The organism is Acinetobacter sp. WU_MDCI_Abxc222 (assembly GCF_025514755.1).
GTDB classification, from domain to species: Bacteria; Pseudomonadota; Gammaproteobacteria; order Pseudomonadales; family Moraxellaceae; genus Acinetobacter; species Acinetobacter geminorum.
Genome location: NZ_JAHPVG010000004.1, coordinates 44,014 through 63,839, shown reverse-complemented (window position 1 = coordinate 63,839; position 19,826 = coordinate 44,014). Strand labels below are relative to the sequence as shown.

The 19,826-nt window shown below is 40.1% G+C and carries 17 protein-coding genes; 7 read left to right on the top strand and 10 right to left on the bottom strand.

Going from position 1 to position 19,826, the window contains the following annotated elements; all coding sequences use genetic code 11:
- Window positions 1-252 precede the first annotated feature (252 nt).
- The 4 genes from dusA to KTJ10_RS08230 form a co-directional block, all read right to left on the bottom strand.
- Window positions 253-1,257, bottom strand: coding sequence for a tRNA dihydrouridine(20/20a) synthase DusA (gene dusA / locus KTJ10_RS08245; RefSeq protein WP_262441775.1), 1,005 nt, complete (start codon window positions 1,255-1,257; stop codon window positions 253-255).
- 142 nt (window positions 1,258-1,399) lie between these two features.
- Window positions 1,400-2,590 carry an MFS transporter gene (locus KTJ10_RS08240; protein ID WP_262441774.1) on the bottom strand — a complete coding sequence of 397 codons (1,191 nt, stop codon included), beginning with the start codon at window positions 2,588-2,590 and terminating at the stop codon, window positions 1,400-1,402.
- A 15-nt stretch (window positions 2,591-2,605) separates the two neighbouring features.
- Window positions 2,606-3,016, bottom strand: coding sequence for a RidA family protein (locus KTJ10_RS08235; protein ID WP_046812611.1), 411 nt, complete (start codon window positions 3,014-3,016; stop codon window positions 2,606-2,608).
- Window positions 3,017-3,084: 68 nt separating this feature from the next.
- Window positions 3,085-4,011, bottom strand: a complete 927-nt coding sequence (locus KTJ10_RS08230) for a DMT family transporter (RefSeq protein ID WP_262441773.1) — start codon at window positions 4,009-4,011, stop codon at window positions 3,085-3,087.
- Window positions 4,012-4,249: 238 nt separating this feature from the next.
- Here KTJ10_RS08230 and KTJ10_RS08225 point away from each other — a divergent pair, with 238 nt between their 5' ends.
- From KTJ10_RS08225 to KTJ10_RS08215, 3 genes are read left to right on the top strand one after another with little or no spacing between them, the layout of a single operon-like run.
- A complete protein-coding gene (locus KTJ10_RS08225; protein ID WP_032052909.1) occupies window positions 4,250-5,377 on the top strand; it encodes a Re/Si-specific NAD(P)(+) transhydrogenase subunit alpha in 1,128 nt (375 codons plus the stop codon).
- 11 nt (window positions 5,378-5,388) lie between these two features.
- The gene (locus KTJ10_RS08220) at window positions 5,389-5,703 is read left to right on the top strand and encodes a proton-translocating transhydrogenase family protein (protein WP_000230434.1); all 315 of its coding nucleotides are present in this window, start codon (window positions 5,389-5,391) and stop codon (window positions 5,701-5,703) included.
- 12 nt (window positions 5,704-5,715) lie between these two features.
- Window positions 5,716-7,170 carry an NAD(P)(+) transhydrogenase (Re/Si-specific) subunit beta gene (locus tag KTJ10_RS08215; protein WP_017387605.1) on the top strand — a complete coding sequence of 485 codons (1,455 nt, stop codon included), beginning with the start codon at window positions 5,716-5,718 and terminating at the stop codon, window positions 7,168-7,170.
- A 53-nt stretch (window positions 7,171-7,223) separates the two neighbouring features.
- On the opposite strand, the gene KTJ10_RS08210 is transcribed toward KTJ10_RS08215, so the two are convergent.
- The 6 genes from KTJ10_RS08210 to KTJ10_RS08185 all read right to left on the bottom strand — a co-directional run bounded on the left by KTJ10_RS08210 (window position 7,224) and on the right by KTJ10_RS08185 (window position 14,115).
- Window positions 7,224-8,045, bottom strand: a complete 822-nt coding sequence (locus KTJ10_RS08210) for an SDR family NAD(P)-dependent oxidoreductase (RefSeq protein ID WP_262441771.1) — start codon at window positions 8,043-8,045, stop codon at window positions 7,224-7,226.
- 208 nt (window positions 8,046-8,253) lie between these two features.
- Window positions 8,254-8,655 carry a ribosome silencing factor gene (rsfS, locus tag KTJ10_RS08205; protein ID WP_001047580.1) on the bottom strand — a complete coding sequence of 134 codons (402 nt, stop codon included), beginning with the start codon at window positions 8,653-8,655 and terminating at the stop codon, window positions 8,254-8,256.
- An 81-nt stretch (window positions 8,656-8,736) separates the two neighbouring features.
- Window positions 8,737-9,531 (bottom strand): hydroxypyruvate isomerase family protein, encoded by a 795-nt coding sequence (locus tag KTJ10_RS08200; RefSeq protein WP_262441770.1) that lies wholly within the window; start codon window positions 9,529-9,531, stop codon window positions 8,737-8,739.
- 16 nt (window positions 9,532-9,547) lie between these two features.
- Window positions 9,548-10,414 (bottom strand): NAD(P)-dependent oxidoreductase, encoded by an 867-nt coding sequence (locus KTJ10_RS08195; RefSeq protein ID WP_262441769.1) that lies wholly within the window; start codon window positions 10,412-10,414, stop codon window positions 9,548-9,550.
- Window positions 10,415-10,426: 12 nt separating this feature from the next.
- Entirely contained in the window at window positions 10,427-11,215 is a 789-nt protein-coding gene (locus KTJ10_RS08190) for a crotonase/enoyl-CoA hydratase family protein (RefSeq protein WP_019767978.1), read from the bottom strand.
- 92 nt (window positions 11,216-11,307) lie between these two features.
- Window positions 11,308-14,115 carry an ATP-binding protein gene (locus KTJ10_RS08185; RefSeq protein WP_262441768.1) on the bottom strand — a complete coding sequence of 936 codons (2,808 nt, stop codon included), beginning with the start codon at window positions 14,113-14,115 and terminating at the stop codon, window positions 11,308-11,310.
- Between the two features lie 172 nt (window positions 14,116-14,287).
- On the opposite strand from KTJ10_RS08185, the gene cysM reads away from it, so the two are divergent.
- From cysM to KTJ10_RS08165, 4 genes are read left to right on the top strand one after another with little or no spacing between them, the layout of a single operon-like run.
- Entirely contained in the window at window positions 14,288-15,220 is a 933-nt protein-coding gene (gene cysM / locus KTJ10_RS08180) for a cysteine synthase CysM (RefSeq protein WP_002117176.1), read from the top strand.
- A gap of 12 nt (window positions 15,221-15,232) precedes the next feature.
- Window positions 15,233-16,051, top strand: coding sequence for a 3'-5' exonuclease (locus KTJ10_RS08175; protein ID WP_005066255.1), 819 nt, complete (start codon window positions 15,233-15,235; stop codon window positions 16,049-16,051).
- A gap of 9 nt (window positions 16,052-16,060) precedes the next feature.
- Window positions 16,061-17,452 carry a 23S rRNA (uracil(1939)-C(5))-methyltransferase RlmD gene (gene rlmD / locus KTJ10_RS08170; protein WP_262441767.1) on the top strand — a complete coding sequence of 464 codons (1,392 nt, stop codon included), beginning with the start codon at window positions 16,061-16,063 and terminating at the stop codon, window positions 17,450-17,452.
- A 30-nt stretch (window positions 17,453-17,482) separates the two neighbouring features.
- A complete protein-coding gene (locus KTJ10_RS08165; protein WP_002117181.1) occupies window positions 17,483-19,789 on the top strand; it encodes a RelA/SpoT family protein in 2,307 nt (768 codons plus the stop codon).
- Window positions 19,790-19,826 lie beyond the last annotated feature (37 nt).

The following is a 19,826-nucleotide window of genomic DNA, read 5'->3' as shown; positions in this document are numbered from 1 at the left end:
TCTTAAAAGTTTTGTTTATGTTATGTAATAACGTATCTTTTTTCCAGAGGTGCCTGCCTTGGAGCGAAAATATACTTATCAAAAGAGGTAGTCAAAAATAGTGAAATTTAAATTATTGATATCATTGTAAATAAATAACTAATCAGAGCTTAAATTTGAATATTTTGTTCCAACATTTGCGAATATACTCAAAATCTAAGTCTCTGATTTAAAATGCCACATTTTCTTACAATTTAAGAAGTCGTCGCCAACTTAAACCTGCTGCTCTTTTACATACTCTTCAGTGCGAATCATGGCTGCTCGCATGTTCTGAATTGCATTTTCAATATCAGCTAAAGTTTTTGCGTTTCCGCCACTTAGTGCTTGGCGCCATTTACGAGCACCCGGTAAGTTTTGAAATAAACCTAAAATATGACGTGTAATGATTGAAAGGGGAGCACCTTCAGCCATGCGTTGCTCAATATAAGGTAGCATTTGTTCCATAATATCGAAACGGTCTGGTGCTTCTAAGTTCCAAAGTTGGCCAAGCTCAGCAAGTAGGTAAGGGTTGTGATAGGCTTCACGGCCAATCATGACACCATCAACATGTTGTAAATGAGCTTGAGTTTCGGCAAACGTTTTAATACCGCCGTTAATTTCAATAGTTAGATGTGGACGTTCTTGCTTTAAGCGGTATACATCTTCGTAGCGTAAAGGGGGGACTTCTCGATTTTCTTTTGGAGACAAGCCTTTCAATATCGCAATACGGGCATGCACAACGAAATACGTACAACCTGTTGCAGCGACAGTATCTACGAAATGTAGCATTTCTTCGTAAGACTGCATGTCATCAATACCGATACGGTGCTTTACTGTGACAGGAATATTAACCGCCTTTTGCATGCTGTGAATGCATTCAGCAACCAAGTCTGGCTCTGCCATTAAACATGCACCGATTTTATTGTTCTGTACGCGGTCACTTGGGCAGCCTACGTTGAGGTTGACTTCATCGTAACCCCAGTCTTCGGCCATTTTTGTGCAGGTTGCAAGCTCTTGTGGGTTTGATCCACCAAGTTGCAATACGATCGGGTGTTCTTGAGCGTTATAGTCTAAATGACGTTTTGCATCGCCAAATAGAATCGCACCTGTAGTCACCATTTCTGTATAGAGCACAACGTTTGGGTTAAACAGTCTTGCAAAGAATCGGTAGTCCTTTGTAGTCCAGTCCATCATAGGTGCGACAGAAATACGAGGTTGTAACGATTGAAGTGATTGCATAGCCAATAGACCCAAAAGTCGCTAAATTAATGAAAGGGCAGCATTATACGGGGTTTAGCCCTGAATCGACAGTGGCATTTAACCGCATAATTTATAACCGCCCTTGTGCTGAATATAGAAAGATGATTTTTAACAAGTTAGGTTATGAGTGTGCCATTTGCTTTTTTTGTAAGAAAGCATCAATCACACTAAATAAAATACAAAATACAACGAGCCCCACACCTGCAAGGCAGGTCATGGTCCATCCCCCATGATTCCAAGCAAAAATTCCTAATGCTGAACCAGCTGCGCCGCCAATAAAATAAGTGGTCATATAAATGGCATTAATCCGTGATTTTGCATCTGGACGTAAGCGGAAAATAATGCTCTGGTTGCTGGTGTGAACGAGTGCGAGTGCTAATTGAATTAAAGCAAATCCAATAATATAACTAGAAAGTAGAGTTTGTCCGAAGTAGAAACAAATCCAACTTATCAAGAACAATCCACAGCCCATCCATGTAAGTAATCTTGTGTAGCCTTGATCGGCATATTTACCAATATAGCGTGTTGATAATGCCCCAAAGATACCGACTAGAGGTACTAGCCCTATAAATAGATCTGGTAAATGGTGTGCTGAGGTGAGAAGTAATGCGATGGTTGAATACAAAGTACTTACTGCTGCAAAGGCAAAAGCACCTGTAAGTGCTCTTAATAAGAGTCTTTTTTCTTGCTTTAAAAGCTGAGCCATGGAAACAAAGATTTGCCCATAGTTCATTTTCATACGTAAGACATAAGGCAAGCGACTTTTTAAAGTAAATGCCAACAGAAGCATTAATACACCGCTTACGACATACACTATTTTCCAGTGGAAAAGGTTGGAAAATAATCCAGCTAGACTGGTAGAGAGTAAAATCCCGACTAATAAACCACTCATTAAAAAACCAATGATCTCGCCAGTTTTTTCGGGTTTTACGGTCATTGTGGCAAGTGGAATCAGGACTTGGGCAGCAACAGAAAACAATCCCGCTAAAATTGTACCAATCCACAACATGGGTAAGTTTACAGCAAAAGCAGATGTAAATAGACCAACTGCGCAAAGCACCATCAAAAATGGAATAGCTTTGGCTTTATTGACAATATCACCCAATGGGACAATAAAGAGTAAACCGAGGGCATAAGACACCTGAGCAAATGTCACTGTTAAAGCGGCTTGTGCTTGAGTTACAGCAAACTCTTGCTGAATAGAGTGAATTAGAGGCTGACAATAATAATTCACACCTGCACATAATCCGCATGCTGCTGCCATCAACCAAAGCAAAGGTTTATTTTGACTGATATCTTCAGGGGTAGACATGACGTTCTCTCAGTTTTATTGGGTGTATGCCGTTGCTTCAACTTCAATAAGCATGTGTTCTAGTGCAAGGCGCGGCACAGGAATAAGTGTACAGGCAGGAAAAGGATGATTTTTCCATAAATTTTGCATAATTTTAATCAAAATTTGATGTTTTTCGACCGAGTGGTCAACAACTAAAACTCTCAATACAGCAATATTGCTAAGCTCTGCATTGGCTGCTTTTAAAGCATGTTGAATATTATCAAAAACTTGGTTCGCTTGTTCTTCAAAACTTGGGCTTAATTCACCTTGGGAATTTTCGCCTCCTTGACCTGCTAAATGAATAATATTCTTAAAGCTCTCCACTACAGCAACATGACTATAAGCGTTTGGCGTTGGGTTATATAAAGTTGATGGATTTATGATTTTAAAAGTTTCTTGACTCATTGGAGCTCAACCATTCATTAAAATTTAGATGAGTATCCAACCTCAACTTAAGTTGAGGTCAAGAGAATTTAATGTTTTAGTCTTTTCTTTCTGAGTGTAATCATCATGACACCGACAATATTAAGAAGGCAGCCGATCCATTGCCACATATTGAGATGTTCATTTAAAAAAGCAACGGCAAGCAAAATCGTTAAAACTGGTCCAATTGAAGCAATCATTGCAGATTGAGAGGCACCTAATCGTTCAATGCTTTGCATGAGCATAACGGTGGGTAACACGGTGATTAAAAAGCCTAAGCCAATGCCATACCAAATTACACTAGAGGGAAGTTGTAATAGAAGTTGAATTGGATGAGGTGTACTTAATGCGTAATGAGTTAATGTGCCGATACAAGCCACAGTTAAGGCTAACCCTGTGAAATTCCAAGAGCCAAATTTCTTAATGAGAGGTGGCGTCAGTAACAAATAGCCGGCGAAAGCCACGGCACTTGCAAATACGAAACTTGTTCCTAACCAGAAGTTGCCCTGAATTGGTGCATTGTTGTGCTCCTGAAGCATAACCAGTACCGTTCCACCATAACTAAGAAAAATGGCAAATAAACTTTTTACATCTAATTTTTGTTTGTAGAGTAAGCTTGATACGATGACTGTAAGCGTGGGATATAAAAATAGAATAATTCGTTCCAAAGAGGCGCTAATAAACATAAGGCCCATGAAATCGAGCCAACTTGCAAAGTAGTAGCCTAATAGACCAGCAAAAATTAAAATTAGCCAATCCTTCTTTTTTATGCCCTGATTATGATGCCTGTTAAACCAGCAAATTAATAGAAAGAACGGTAAGGCGCTTAACATGCGTAAAGCCATCAAGATCGTACCGTCTACTAATGGAGAAAGGGCATAAGTCTGTTTAATAAAAATTGCTTTGGTACTGAATAGAAACGCAGAGCAAAGAGCAAAAAAAGACCCGATTTGAAACGAAGATAAAGAAATTTTCATATACAGGACTGTATAAGAGAGACTATTGTCTGCAAAAAAAGAAAAACCTTCCCATATTACACCCCTAAACAAATATCGTGAATCATCAGTTCAAAATATGGGTATTTATTAAATAAATAGTGGGTGGTATTTTAAAAAAGTTCAATTAGAATCCAAATTCTGTACAAAGAATACACATGGGGGAAACATTGCAGCTTGCAATGTTTTTGACAATGAGAAATTAGCTTGAGGAACGCTCATGCAGATCGGAATCCCAACCGAAACTGTCGTCGGTGAAAATCGTGTAGCTGCTACGCCAGAGACAGTAAAGAAGTTGATTAGCGCTGGTCATAGCGTTGTGATTGAACGTGGTGCTGGTGTAAAGGCTGCGTACATTGACAGTGCTTATGAACAGGTCGGTGCAACCATTACGGATGATGCCTATACGGGTAGTCAAATTATTTTGAAAGTTCGCGCACCACAGGGCGCGGAAATTCAGAAACTTGCAGCAAATACCGCTGTTGTAGCAATGTTTGATCCTTATCGTAACACCGAGCTAGATCAGTTTGCGAATCAACAAGTGTCTGCTTTTGCTCTAGAACTGCTTCCTCGTACGCTTTCTCGTGCACAAAACATGGATGTGTTGTCTTCTCAAGCAAACTTAGCTGGTTATAAGTCGGTTTTACTTGCTGCTGCTGAATATCAACGCATGTTCCCAATGCTTATGACTGCTGCGGGTACTGTAAAGCCTGCGCGTGTTGTAATCATGGGTGTTGGGGTTGCTGGTCTTCAGGCGATTGCAACTGCAAAACGTTTAGGTGCAATTGTTGAAGCGACCGATTTACGTCCTACAGCAAAAGATCAAGTTGAGTCTTTAGGTGGTAAGTGGTTAGACGTACCAATGTCTGAAGAAGAGCAACAACGTGCAGCGGATGCCGCTAAAAATGGTTATGGATGGATGCCGGGTGAGCAATACATCAAAGACCAAGCTGCAATTGTAGATAAAGCTGTTTCTAATGCTGACATCGTGATTACTACTGCATTGTTACCAGGTCGTGATGCGCCGCGTCTGATTAAAGCTGAGACTGTTGCCAAGATGAAACCGGGCTCTGTCATTTTAGATATGGCTGTTGAAACTGGTGGTAACGTTGAAGGCTCTAAAGTTGGTGAGACTGTGTTTACAGAAAATGGCGTGAAAATTTTGGGTGTTCCAAATATTCCGGCAACTGTAGCAACAGAAGCTTCTGCATTGTATGCGCGTAACGTTTTTAATTTCGTAGAGACCTTATTCGACAAAGAGAAAAACTTTGCGATTAATCAGGAAGACGAAATCCAAAAAGCCCTATTGGTCACTCATGGCGGTCAAGTACTGCTTAAGCGTGGTTAAGGAGATTTCTCATGGTTGAAACTATTACAATTTTCGTCCTTGCCATCTTCGTAGGTTATTACGTGGTTTGGGGTGTTACGCCAGCTTTGCATACACCACTTATGGCAGTAACTAATGCGTTGTCATCTATTATTGTGGTAGGTGCGATGTTGCAAACTGTAGGTCTGCCAGTTTTAGGTGTGGATGCTAACGTTGCATTTCAAAGTGTGAATGTGGTGAGCGTACTCGGTGCGATTGCAGTATTTTTGGCAAGCATTAATATTTTCGGTGGCTTTGCAGTAACTGCACGCATGCTGGAAATGTTCAAGCCTAAGCAAAAGAAATAAGAGGGCTTTGACATGGAATTTATTCAAGCAAATGCAAACTGGTTGTACCTTGTTGGCGCAATCCTCTTTATCTTGACGCTTCGTGGTTTATCTGGTCCTAAAACAGCAATTCAAGGTAACCGTTACGGTATGATCGCAATGGCGATTGCAGTTGTAACAACCTTCTTTGTTGCGAATAACCCAGTCATCTGGATGATTGTTGGGGCGATGGTGTTAGGTGCAATCGTAGGTATTGCGCGCGCACGTACAGTACCAATGACGCAAATGCCAGAAACAGTTGCGCTTATGCACTCATTGGTGGGTTTGGCTGCTGTTTTAATTGCGATTGCTGCAATTTTACATAACAACCAACTTACTGAACTATTCGCTCAAAATGAAGCGGCTTTAACAGCAGCTGGCGTGCAACATGCACACATGAGCAAGGTTCACTTATTTGAGTTGTTTGTTGGTTGTTTCGTTGGTGCGATTACCTTTACTGCATCTGTATTTGCGTACGGTAAATTGGCTGCGAAAAAATGGGCTAAAACAATTTCTGGTGCATGGGTTAAACCTGTTCAAGCACTTATCTTTGTTGCGATGTTGGCTTGTGGTTTCTACTTCTTCACGACTGGCAACATGACTGCTTTCTGGGCAATGACAGCACTTGCACTTGCATTTGGTTGGGTTTGGATTGCACCGGTGGGTGGTGGTGATATGCCTGTAGTGGTATCGCTTCTTAACTCATTCTCTGGTTGGGCAGCGGCAGGTATTGGTTTTACTCTTGAAAACAACATGTTGATCGTTGCAGGTTCACTTGTAGGTTCATCTGGTGCGATTCTGTCGTACATCATGTGTAAAGCAATGAACCGTTCGATCATCAATGTATTGTTTGGTGGGGCAATGGGTGGTGCAGCAGTTGCATCTGCAGATAAAGGGGAACAAGTTCAACGTAACTACCGTTCAGGTTCTGCTGATGATGCTGGCTTCTTAATGTCAAATGCGGATAGCGTTGTGATTGTACCGGGTTATGGTATGGCACAAGGTCGTGCACAAAATGCTGTTAAAGAGTTGTGTGAACTTTTGAAAGAGCAAGGTGTGCGCGTTCGTTTTGCAATTCATCCAGTTGCGGGTCGTATGCCTGGTCATATGAACGTACTACTTGCTGAAGCGGACGTGGCATATGAAGACATCTTGGAAATGGATGAGATCAACTCAGACTTCCCTGCAACTGACGTAGTACTTGTAATTGGTGCAAACGACGTTGTAAACCCAGCTGCAAAAGATGATCCAAGCTCACCAATTTATGGTATGCCGATTCTTGAAGCTCATAAAGCACGTACAATTATGGTAATTAAGCGTTCTATGGCAACAGGTTATGCTGGTCTAGACAATGACTTGTTCTATAACGAAAAAACAATGATGATCTTTGGTGATGCCAAGAAAGTTGTTGAAGATATGACAAAAGCAATTAACGGTACAGGCCACTAAGCTGCTTTGAAATAAAAAACCACCTTCGGGTGGTTTTTTATTTACCTCTATTTTTAAAGAAATTTTTCTACAAGGTCCATAGATTGTTGATAGAGATCACGTGCAAGTTGCTGATTTTTAGCATGTGATGATTTCCAGTCTGGCATATGTGCGCTGACATATTCGCCATTACGGTTTTGCCATGCCTCAGAAGTTGCCATTTCTGTAATGAGCTTTGCTGGAACTGAGGTTGGGACTAGGCCTAATTTCATCGCCGCATAGACAGGTTTGGGTATGTCGCGATAAATATCAGAAGCGACACCGCCTGGATGTAGTGCGTTATTGGTAATTGAACTTCCGGCTAACTGTTCTGCTAATGCATTGCTGAATAGTAAATTCGCAAGCTTTGATTGACCATAATAGAAAAGGGGGTTGTAAAAACCTTCTGCGCGAAATTTATTGGGTTTAATTGAGCCAACCCAATGAGCAATAGACGCAAGATGAATAATGCGCGCTTTAGGAGACTGTTGTAAAACTGGAAGTAGTTTTTGAGTTAATAAAAAATGGCCTAAATAATTAACCCCAAATTGTTGCTCAAAGCCTTCACTGGTCAACTGTTTGGTTTTGGCAAATAAACCTGCATTATTAATGAGTACGTCAAGGTTGCTATATTTATCTGCAATTTCATCGGCAGCTTTTCTAGTTAATTCAAGACTGTTTAAGTCGAGAGAAACGACATCGACTTGTCCTTGGTTAAGTGAGCGTAGTTTGTTTTGTGCCTCTTGCGCTTTTTGAGGATTTCGACATGCCAAAATCACATGTTGCCCTTGTTTAACAAGTTGTTCTGCTGTCGCGAAACCTATGCCCGTATTAGCACCTGTAATTAATATCTTCACTTTCTGTACTCCGGTTATGCTATTTATTGGTGGGGACTTCAAGAATTTGTATAGTGCTGCAAATTTGACAATTTGTCATGTCAAAATTAGTTGTAAGTGATGATTGGTGCTTTAGGGGTAGGGTTTGCGTATTTGAATGTCATTAAAATTGATGTTAGATAAATAAAAAAAGCGGCTCAAAAGAGCCGCTTTTTTTAAAAGCAAAATTTTAAGCAACCGACTCTGGAGCGGTACGCCATAAGCTTTCTAAATCATAGAATTTACGAGCTGTTGGTAGCATTACGTGTACTACAACAAAGCCGAGATCAATTAAGATCCATTCTGCATCTCGTTCACCTTCAACGCCAATCGGGCGGAAACCGGCTTTTCGAGCTTCTTCTGCAACATTGTCAGCAAGTGCTTTGACATGGCGAGTAGAAGTACCACTTGCAATTACAATAGCATCAGCGACATTGCTAATTGAGCTAACATCTAACTGGAGAATATCTTTTGCTTTTACATCAACTAAAGCGTCGTGGACGACTTTGAGACAAGCTTGTACGTCTTTATTTGAGGTGTTCATTGCGAAATCGTGAGAATTAGACACGCTGGGCGATGGTTCTAAATTCATATAGGGTATATTTTCCTGACAATTACTCACTATCTAATATAGTGGTTTTCTCACTAAATTTCAAACAGAAGTCGTAACAGTTTATATATTTACATCATCAGAAAAGTATTTTTTCTTCCATGTAAACGACTGATTTGAAGCATTTTCAGGTTTATATTCTGCTGCAATGTAGTTCTGATATGAACTTTGCTTTAACCAAGAAAAAATTTGTTCATAAGGAATTTGAGCTGTATCAGGCTCATGGCGGCCCGGGCAGTCTGCAAATTGAATATGACCAATTAAGTTAATGTTTTCTTGTAAACCCTCAAGTACATCTTCACCCATCATGGCCATGTGATAGCAGTCATATTGCATTTTGAGAGCAGGGTGATTGACTGCTTCTAACATTTCTTGGCCCTGTGCAATGTTCTGTACCAAAAAGCGTGGCATATCCGTGCCATTAATCATTTCGAAAACAGGCTCTATACCATGTTCACTTAATAAGTTGCAGGCATGTTTTAAATTGGCTGCTAACGTTTTTAAACAAGGAAGTAAGTCAGCATCTAGCGGTTGTTTACCCGCTAAAATATTAACACGAGGAACTTTTAAAGCAGTGGCATAGCTAATGGCCAATTCTAAGGCTTCATGAAAAGCTATCTCTTGGCCGGGAATGCCTGCTAAACCGTTTCCGCCTTGCATAAGATCACCGGCAGGCACATTGATTAGACAGAGATTGAGGTTGTAATGTTCAAGTTGGTCTTGAATCTCGGAAATGGTAAGTTCGTATGGGAATTGGATTTCTACATGTTCAAAGCCCTCTGCATGGGCTAATGCGAAGCGTTCAATTAAAGAAACTTCGGTAAAAATCATGGATAAGTTAACGGCAAGACGACCCATACACAAACTCCGTTTATTATTGCTCTACTACTTGAATCATAGTAGCTAAATCTTTCTCAGCAAAGCCATTTTTTTGGTGAGTTTGTAGCTGTAATAGAGCTTTTTGTGCAACAGGGATATCTAAATTAACATTGTTAGCCAATGTTACCGCGTTGTTAAGATCTTTAGATAATGTTTGAACTTTCCACTGAACAGGCTCGAATGTATGAGTTGCCATGCGTGGTGCAAGTATTTGAAATGGCTTTGAGTCGGCAAATCCACCAGCTAGAGCTGGAGCAAGTAATGTGGTGTCTACACCAGCTCGGTCTGCTAGTGCTACAGCTTCAGCGATAAGAGCACTATTTGCTGCCACAATCAATTGATTACAAATTTTAGTGGCTTGACCCGTACCTATATCACCCATTCGTGTTACACGTTGAGATAAGACATTAAAAATGGGAGCTAATTCCGTAATCGTTTGAGCATCACCACCTGCAAAAATAACAAGTGTGCCTTGTTCTGCACCAGCTGTCCCACCTGATACGGGTGAATCAATCCATGTAACGTCATGCGCGGAAGCAGCTTGAGCAAGCGTTTTTGTTGCAGTAACAGATAAGCTTGAGAAATCAACAATTACCTGTTTAGCTTTTAAATTAGGCTGAATTTGTTCAAATACTACTTCTACTGCTTTGTCATCTGCTAGGCAGGTTAAAATAATTGGATACTCACCAATATCTGAAAGCTCTAAAGGCTGTGCGCCGATATCAATCAGTTCTTCACATGCAGAAGGGGTTCGATTCCAAACCGCAACTTGAAAACCAGCCTGAATAAGACGGGTTGCCATGCGGCTCCCCATCAGCCCTATACCTAAAAAAGCAATAGGGGTATTACGATCAAAATTCATAATCTAAGCTCTTTATTTATATTGGCGTGGTAAAAAATTAACTTCCGGATGTTTGTCTTTTTTACGAGCAAGTTTGCTATTTTTACCAAGTAATAATTTAAGTTGCCAGATTTTTTCTAGACGTAATGACTTTTCAGGTTGGTGTTCCATTGCATCAAGTACACGTTTTGCTGCAGTTAGGGCATCAGGTGAGCGTTGTAACATTTCAGCAGCTATTTCATTGGCTTTTTCTAGTGGAGAGTTGCTTAAATGAGTCACAAGACCAATTTCTTTTGCATAATTCCCATCAAAAACACGGGCTGTTAAGGTGAGTTCTTTTGCAAGGTCAACACCGATTAAGCCTTTCAGTGAACGAGTAAGTCCCATATCTGGAACTAAGCCCCAACGGCTCTCCATAATCGACATTTTAGTGTCTGGATGAGAAATGCGAATATCAGCTGCTAAGGCGAGTTGCATTCCGGCACCAAAACAATATCCTTCAAGAGCTGCAATCACAGGTACAGGTAAATTTTGCCAAATCAGGAATGCTTTCTGGAATAGACTTTGGCCAGGTTTAACAAGCTCCCAAATGGCAAAAGCGGAGTTTTTCGGATTATTCAGATCAGATAAATCAATTCCAGCACTAAAAACTTGTGCTTCACCTGTCAAAATCACACAGCGGATATCTCTATCTTTTTTAATGGCTTTTGCTGTTGAAACGAGTTCTTTTAATAAGGCAAAACTCATGGCATTACGTTTATCAGGACGGTTTAGATAAACTGTTGCAATGCCATTATTCTTTTCAATACGTAAAAGTGCCATGAAATTCCCGCTTATTTTTTTATCGATAAGCGGAGCATAACATGGCTGTAATTTGGAAACATGACAGCTCAGTCATACCATTTGGTAGATTGCTAGTCAGGAATCACCAAGATTTGGTGGGCTGCACTTTCCACTTCTTTAACAACAAGTCCTAACTCATCAAAGCGTCTCATAACTTCTTCAATAAATCCTTCATCGGCTATACGGCGTTCTTTACGTAGTGTTGAAATAAATTGCTCAAAATCACCTGTCACTTGTTGCAGTTTTGGAGTACCTACATAGCGGGTGGCGCCATAAAGACGATGTAAAACATGCTCAAGTTGAGGGAAGTCTTCGAGCTCGATGAGCTGCTGCATTTCGTCTAGCTCAGTTGGGAAACTATCAACTAACATTTTAAGTAAATCTTGGGCAAGATCTTCTTTATTTGCTGCAAGCTGCAAACTTTGTTGCCAGTTTAAAATTTCTGGGTCTAATGCTTCTGCAACGACATGATGGTCTTTATCTAGAGCTTTTGATGTAAAGTTGTTTTTGGTCCATTGCGTTAAAATTTGGATAATTTGTTCCATTTGAATTGGCTTGGTAACATAGTCATTCATGCCTACTTTGAGGAGTTTTTGCTTTTCATCAGCAAGGGCATGCGCTGTTAATGCAATAATTGGAAGCTGCATTTCACCATCTAAAGTCGACTCTAATGAGCGAATAGCGCGAGTTGTATCAATACCTGACATAACAGGCATTTGAATATCCATAAATACCAAATCAAATGGTTTAAGCTTCTGGTCAATTCGCTCTTGGATCAGGTTCAGCGCTTCTTGACCGCTGAGAGCTTTAGTTGTTCTAACGTTGAGTTCGCCTAGCAAGGCTTCTAAAACAATTAAGTTAGGTAAATGGTCATCGACTGCCAGAATGTGTAAACCTTGACCATTAAAATCTTGTTGCTCCTCTTCAAAAATAGGCTGATCATTTAATAATTGAATGAGTCCGCTTCGACTTAATGGTTGATATAAAGGGCGAGCACGATATTCATTGAGCATATTTGGCTCAAGTGTCATTTGATAGCCATAGACTGCCAAATTGCCTTGATAACGACTACGGATTTCTTTTAATAACGCTTCAGTATCGCCGCTGTGGTCAACAATGAGCCATGTATTGTCTTTTTGATCAAGATGTTTTAAACGACTAAATAAGTCCAGAATCGATTGTGTCTCGATATGAGGAACATGATAGTTCTCAAGGTAATAACGTAAAACACTTGCTGTAGCAGGGTGGGCAAGATAAGAAACCACTTGTAAATGTTCAAAGTGCGGGTGTTCAATCTCGTAATCTTCATCTACCACAAATTGTGCTGTAAACCAGAAGGTCGAGCCTTTTTCTGTTGGAGCGCGTTCTTGGTTATCCTCAAAGCCAATTTGGCCATGCATGAGATGGACAAGCTGTTTAGAAATAGCTAAACCTAAACCTGTACCGCCAAATTGGCGTGTAACAGATGCATCACCTTGCGAGAATGATTCAAATAATTTTTTACGGTCAGTTCCGCTTAAACCAATACCACTGTCTTGAACACTAAAATGAAGTAGGCATTGTCCGATATCATCATGTTCCATACGAACACGAACAATAATTTCGCCATCTGGAGTGAACTTAATCGCATTTGAAATCAAATTAGTTAGAATTTGTTTAAAGCGTAAAGCATCACCAATCACTTGTTGTGGAATATTGTCCGCATAATAAAAAGCCATTGCGATATGCTTTTGAGCAGCCAGTGGAGACAGCATATCCATGACATCAAAGACAGCTTCTTCTAAATCAAACGGTGCTGTTTCAAGCTCTAACTTACCAGCATCAATTTTTGAGAAATCTAATACATCATTAATTAATGCTAATAAATGGGCAGATGATTTGCGAATAGTTTGTAGGTAAAGGTTTTGTTCGTTATTTAGATTTTGCTGACGAAGTAATAAATGAATAAAGCCATCAATACTGTTTAAAGGCGTTCGAAGCTCATGACTAATATTGGCAAGGAAAACCGATTTGGCTTGGTTCGATGAAATCGCTTGGTCACGTGCTTGACGATAAGTAATGTTTTGAACTTCTAAGGTATCTAGCGTTCTGCGTAAGTCTTCTTCGGTTTGTTCGGTGTGTTCTTTTAACTCTAAAAAGCTAAAGTGCAATCGTTTAACAACGTTTGCAATATCACGCTGTAATAAGCGTAATTCACCTGTACTGTTAATGACCATATGCTGGTCCAACGTGTCTGCATTTAAACGTTGCAACTGCATGCGAATTTCGTACATCGGTGCAATCCAGCGACGCGAATAAAAATTCAAGCAAAGTAAAAGTAACAATAAGGTCATTAAGCCAGTAATGACGAGGGCAATCAAAATACGGTAACGTGCCAATTCTAGTGGCTGATTATCCATTTCAATGACGAGCCAGACAGGTGCTTTTCCATGTGTATCGCTAATCCGCTGTCCATAAATATTGTTGTGGTTATAAGATATTGGACCAAAAAAATTACTACTTTGCGTAAAGTTTGGCCAGTAGCGATTGTCGCGATAACCGATACTTAAATAGGTCTGGCCATTACTATCAATTAAAGCAGCACGTTTTAGATTTTTTTCACTAAACATGCTTTGCATGATGTGCTGGGCGTGATCATATTCATCCGGCTCTAGTTCAACAAGCTTATATAAATCGATCGCGATTTGATTGTAGCGAGCTAAAATTGCTGAGGCATGATGTAGCTGTTGTTGTTTTACTGAATGTGAGGTTTCAGTTAAAACCAGAAAAGCACCAACACACGTTAAAATCATGATGGGCACAAAAATAAGAGCAATTAATTGTCCATATGCATGATTCAGACGTAAGCGTTTCGATAAGGTTTTATTGAAATTAGACATAGCTACATCAGATTTATCTCTCTGTAGGGCATCTTATCACGCTTTATTTTAAAACAGACGGCATTTTATAAATGACCGAGCTTTAATCGCTTTCATGAAAAAGCATATTGAAATGGGTGCAGTACCGAGCATTTTTTCATACAATAGGCCCACCTCGATATAGGTGTTGATCATGAGTAATACACAACCTGATTTTTTAGCCGACGAATTTTTGTTAGATCACTATGTAGGTAAGACGCCTCTAGTTCGTTTGCAGCGATTAGCTTCTCATACGCAAGCGATAGTCTTAGCAAAATTGGAAGGTAATAATCCGGCAGGTTCTGTAAAAGACCGTCCTGCATATAACATGATTATGCAGGCAGAAAAACGTGGTCAAATTAAACCGGGTGATACATTAATTGAAGCAACCAGCGGTAATACAGGTATTGCTTTGGCTATGGTTGCGGCAATGCGCGGCTATAAAATGAAACTTATTATGCCGAACAATATGAGCCAAGAGCGTAAAGACGCAATGTTGGCTTATGGCGCAGAGCTGATTGAAGTGACACCACAGCAAGGAATGGAAGGTGCACGTGATTTAGCCTTACAAATGGAAAAAGAGGGTAAGGGGCACGTTTTAAATCAGTTTGGTAATCCTGATAATGTTGAAGCTCATTATCTAACGACTGGTCCTGAAATTTGGAAACAAACAGGTGGAAAAATTACCCATTTTGTGAGTTCAATGGGCACAACTGGTACCATTATGGGTGTTTCTAAATATTTAAAAGAACAAAACCCAGATATTCAAATTGTTGGTTTACAGCCTGCAGACGGATCAAGTATTGCCGGTATTCGCCGTTGGCCAAAAGAATATTTGCCTACTATTTTTGATAGTAGCCGTGTTGATCGTATTATCGATATTCCACAAATTGAAGCTGAAAAAACTATGCGTAAATTAGCTCGTATGGAAGGTGTTAGTGCTGGTACATCTTCAGGCGGTGCAGTTTGGGCATCAATCAAAATTGCAGAAGAAAATCCGGATGCTGTTATTGTTTGCATTATCTGTGACCGTGGCGATCGCTACTTGTCTACAGGTCTGTTTTCAGTACAGGACGATAACTCATAATTGAGAGAAATAATGCGTTTCCCTACCTTAGTTTTTGATATTGAAACTTTAACTGATTTAAAAGCGGGTGCGCATTTATATCATCTTGATTTACCTGAGGCCGATGTAGAGCAAGCATTGACGAAAATCCGTCGCCAAGAATCTGGTATGGACTTTCAGCGTTTGCCTTTACATGAAATTGTTTGTATTTCTGGCTTATGGATCGATGAGTCTGGTTTTCGATTATTTTCTTTTAGTCGAGAACAATATTCTGAAGCAGAAATTTTACAGAAATTTTTATCTATTTTTGATAAGCGCCATCCGACTCTAGTAAGTTGGAATGGTTCGCAATTTGATTTACCAGTTATCCTATTTCGCGCTATGTATCATGGGCTATCTGCCCCCGGTCTGTTTGATCAAGGCGAGATTGATAGCCAGAAGCGTTTTAATAATTACCAAAACCGTTATCACCATCGCCATATAGACTTAATGGACGTTATGGCAATGTTTAATGGCCGTAATTTTCAAAAGCTTGACGATATTGCCTGTATTTTAGGTTTGCCGGGTAAGCGTGGTGAGTCGGGTTATCATGTGCCTGAATATGTTCGTAATCAACAGTGGTTAAAATTAACGAGCTATTGTGAAGGGGATGTGCTCAATACGTGGTTTATTTATTTGCGTTGGTTAGTACTAAAAGGCCAATTAAATGCAGATGAACATAACCATTGGATTAGTTCGAGTATTGAATATTTACAGACCATGCCACAGCAGGCTGATTTCCTTGAAGTATGGGAACGCACTTCAAAACATACTGAATTTACTTCTCACTATTTTAATTCTTCAGATTTTTAGGTTCATTCTTTGAAACAACAAGCCAAATCTCGCAACCTTCAACAACCAGAATATATTTTTCAGGTTGAAACACTTTCTCATGAGGGGCGGGGAATTGCGCATTATGGTTCTCATCCAGATCATCCGGCAGATAAGCATGGCAAAAAAGTTTTTATTCGTTATGCATTGCCAGGAGAAACTGTAAAAGCTCGGATTACCCATCAAGCGAAGCGTCTTGAAGAAGCTGAAATGTTGCAGTTGTTAGGAGATCCTTCAGCACATCGTATAGAGGCAATTTGTCCTCATTATGGTATCTGTGGTGGATGTAGTATGCAGCATATTCATCCTGATGAACAAATCCGTTTAAAACAAAATGTACTGCAGTCACATTTACAGCATTTTGCAGGTATTCAACCTGAACAGTGGCTAGAACCGATTCGATCTTTACAAAGCGATTATCGTCGTCGTGCTCGAATAGGCGTGCGCTATTTGCCAAAACCAGATCGCTTAATCATGGGCTTTCGCGAACATCATAGTAATCGTTTAACTTCGATCCATAGCTGTAGTGTTTTGGATAAAAACTTATCAAATAGTCTGCCTGAGTTACGCACTTTACTCCAAAGTCTAAAAGGCAAAGCGCACATTGGTCATGTAGAATTAGCAAAAGGTGATAATGAAATTTCTTTATTGGTTCGTCATGTAGAAAAATTAAACAATTCTGATGTCAATCAATTAAAGCAATTTGCGTTACACAAAGGGTGGCAGTTGTATTTGCAACCTAAAGGTCCTGAAAGCATTCATCGTATTGATGATGAACAAGGTGCTTTACGTTTACACTATGCCTTAGAAAGGTTTAATGTAAATTTTGCTTTTTCGCCATTGGATTTTACTCAGGTCAATGCCACAGTAAATGAACAGATGGTTCAATTGGCATGTGAATTGCTTCAATTGCAACCAGGTGAAAAGGTACTTGATCTATTTTGCGGTTTGGGCAATTTCTCACTCCCGTTAGCACGATGTGTTGGTGAGAGTGGTCAGGTTGTCGGTGTTGAAGGGAGTGAAGAAATGGTGCAGCGAGCAACAGCTAATGCGAAATGTAATAGTTTGGTGCAAGCAACCTTCTTTTCACAAGATTTAACAAAAGATTTTTCGCATCATTCTTGGGCAAATCAAGGATTTGATGCATTATTGATTGATCCTCCTCGTGCTGGTGCATATGAAATTATGCAGTATGTATCAAATTTTGGAGCAAAAAGAATCGTTTATGTATCATGTAATCCAGCTACACTGGCAAGGGATGCGGGTGTTTTGGTCCAATATGGTTACCAGTTAAAAAAAGCAGCAGTGATGGACATGTTTACGCATACCGAACATGTTGAATCCATTGCACTATTTGAAAAAATTCAAGAGATAAACGATTAAAAACATGAGTTACATATTGAGGAGAATGGTATGGTCACAGTACGTGAACAGTTACCTGAACAACTAACCGAGTTGTCAGAGGAAACGACTGTAGAGCATGCCGCCGAAACGCAAATCGGTTTAGCCTCATGGTTGGATCGGGTGCGTGAAATATTAGATGGGGCGGAGCTTGAACAACTTGAAAAAGTCGCTCATTTAACCCTGCAAAAAGAGTTAGACTCAACGGTTAATCATCGTTCCAATACTTTTGCTACAGGCGTTGGAATGGCCGACATTCTGGCACATCTCCATGTAGATGAAGATACTTTATCAGCAGCAATGCTTTATCGTAGTGTGCGTGAAGGCATTACCGATATAGAAGAAGTAAAACAGAAATTCGGGGAGCAAGTTTACAACCTTGTCAAAGGTACTTTGGCAATGGGTAAACTCTCAGAACTTATTGAAAAAAATAAACGGTTAGAAGATCACTTTAATAATAATCAACGAGAACATTTAAGCGGCATTTATAAAATGCTGATTTCGGTGACCGAAGATGTTCGTGTTGTTTTAATTAAACTTGCTGAACGTACTTATTCTTTGCGAGAGCTTGCAAATTCCTCTCGTGAACGCCAAGAACGTGTAGCGCGTGAAATTCTTACTATTTATTCGCCGTTAGCACATCGACTTGGTATTGCTCAGCTTAAATGGGAACTTGAAGATCTTGCATTTCGTTATTTGGCACCAGATCGTTATAAAGAGATTGCTTCATTACTCAATGAAAAGCGTTTAGAGCGTGAGCATTATATTCAGTTCGTCATTGACCGTTTGAAAAATGAGTTAGCGTCTTACGGCATTGAAGCTGAAATTACAGGGCGTGCAAAACACATTTATTCGATTTATCGAAAAATGAAGAGCAAAAACCTGAGCTTCGACCAACTTTATGACATTCGTGCTTTGCGTGTGTTGGTCAATAGTGTGCCAGAGTGTTACCACTCTTTAGGTATCGTACATCAAATCTGGCGCCATATTCCGCATCAGTTTGATGACTATATTACAAACCCGAAAGCCAATGGTTATCGTTCTTTGCATACGGCTGTAATTGCTGAAAACAAATCTCTTGAAGTGCAAATTCGTACTCATGAGATGCATGATGAAGCAGAGTTAGGCGTATGTTCACACTTTAACTATAAAGAAGGGTCAAAGAATACCGACCATTCCTTTAACCATCGTTTGCATTCATTGCGTGCCGTTTTAGAACATTATCAAGAACGTAATGAAACGACGGTACATCAAAACGAAGATGAAACAGAAGGCTTTGAACAGTTACAAGACTTTGAAGGCTTTGAGAAGATTTATGTTTTCAGTCGTGATGGTGATATTAAGGAATTGCCGCGTGGCTCAACAGTTTTAGATTTTGCTTATCATGTGCATACAGAAGTAGGGAATAAGTGTTATGCAGCGCGGGTCAACCAGCGTTATGTGCCACTTACCTATACTTTAAAAACGGGTGAGCAGGTTGAAATTTTAACTAAAAAAGATCGTGAACCAAACCGTGACTGGTTGGTGAACTCTTTGGGTTATATCAAAACCTCTCGTGCACGTGATAAGTTGCGTCATTGGTTTAGACAGCAAGACCGTAGTAAGAATCTTGAGGTAGGCCGAGAACTGCTTAATAAAGAGTTGGCTCGTCTTGCGATTCACCCAAAAAGTATCGACCTAAATGATTATTCATCACATTTTAATGTGAAGACTGGCGACGACATTTTGGTGAATCTGGTCAGTGGCGATATTAGCTTACATGCCCTGATTAATCAGGTGAACCGCCAAATGCATCTAGATCAGGATGAGCCTGAACTAGTACTTAAACCAACATTAAATCCACGTGCCAGCCATACGCTATCAGCACATGGCATTTTAATTGATGGCTTGGATAATGTAGAGCTGCACATCGCTCAGTGCTGTCAGCCGGTGCATGGGGAATCAATCGCTGGATATATTACTTTGAACCGTGGTGTCAGCATCCATAAAGTCATTTGTTCTGACTATCAGCGTATGATTAAGCAAGAGCCAGAGCGTGCTGTTGAAGCTGATTGGGAAATGCAGCCAACACGTGGTCAAAGCGTTCAGATTGTGGTGGAAGCTTATGATCGTCGTGGTCTTCTTAAAGACTTAACTCAAGTGATTTTCTCTGACCAAATCAATATTCGTCAGGTTAATACAATTTCTGAGGCAGATGGTATTGCTAATATGAAGTTGCTCATTGAGGTTAAAGGTTTAGCGCAGCTTTCTCGTTTATTGGCTCGCCTAGAGCAACAACCGGGAATCATTAGTGCTCGACGCATGATTCAAGGTGTTTAATAAATTAAGTAAAAAGGCTGTCAAATGACAGCCTTTT

Excerpts from the sequence above, each read along its gene's own strand:
- dusA (WP_262441775.1), bottom strand. The coding sequence starts at position 1,257 with ATGCAATCACTTCAATCGTTACAACCTCGTATTTCTGTCGCACCTATG.
- KTJ10_RS08240 (WP_262441774.1), bottom strand. The coding sequence starts at position 2,590 with ATGTCTACCCCTGAAGATATCAGTCAAAATAAACCTTTGCTTTGGTTG.
- KTJ10_RS08235 (WP_046812611.1), bottom strand. The coding sequence starts at position 3,016 with ATGAGTCAAGAAACTTTTAAAATCATAAATCCATCAACTTTATATAAC.
- KTJ10_RS08230 (WP_262441773.1), bottom strand. The coding sequence starts at position 4,011 with ATGAAAATTTCTTTATCTTCGTTTCAAATCGGGTCTTTTTTTGCTCTT.
- KTJ10_RS08225 (WP_032052909.1), top strand. The coding sequence starts at position 4,250 with ATGCAGATCGGAATCCCAACCGAAACTGTCGTCGGTGAAAATCGTGTA.
- KTJ10_RS08220 (WP_000230434.1), top strand. The coding sequence starts at position 5,389 with ATGGTTGAAACTATTACAATTTTCGTCCTTGCCATCTTCGTAGGTTAT.
- KTJ10_RS08215 (WP_017387605.1), top strand. The coding sequence starts at position 5,716 with ATGGAATTTATTCAAGCAAATGCAAACTGGTTGTACCTTGTTGGCGCA.
- rsfS (WP_001047580.1), bottom strand. The coding sequence starts at position 8,655 with ATGAATTTAGAACCATCGCCCAGCGTGTCTAATTCTCACGATTTCGCA.
- KTJ10_RS08200 (WP_262441770.1), bottom strand. The coding sequence starts at position 9,531 with ATGGGTCGTCTTGCCGTTAACTTATCCATGATTTTTACCGAAGTTTCT.
- KTJ10_RS08195 (WP_262441769.1), bottom strand. The coding sequence starts at position 10,414 with ATGAATTTTGATCGTAATACCCCTATTGCTTTTTTAGGTATAGGGCTG.
- KTJ10_RS08190 (WP_019767978.1), bottom strand. The coding sequence starts at position 11,215 with ATGGCACTTTTACGTATTGAAAAGAATAATGGCATTGCAACAGTTTAT.
- KTJ10_RS08185 (WP_262441768.1), bottom strand. The coding sequence starts at position 14,115 with ATGTCTAATTTCAATAAAACCTTATCGAAACGCTTACGTCTGAATCAT.
- cysM (WP_002117176.1), top strand. The coding sequence starts at position 14,288 with ATGAGTAATACACAACCTGATTTTTTAGCCGACGAATTTTTGTTAGAT.
- KTJ10_RS08175 (WP_005066255.1), top strand. The coding sequence starts at position 15,233 with ATGCGTTTCCCTACCTTAGTTTTTGATATTGAAACTTTAACTGATTTA.
- KTJ10_RS08165 (WP_002117181.1), top strand. The coding sequence starts at position 17,483 with ATGGTCACAGTACGTGAACAGTTACCTGAACAACTAACCGAGTTGTCA.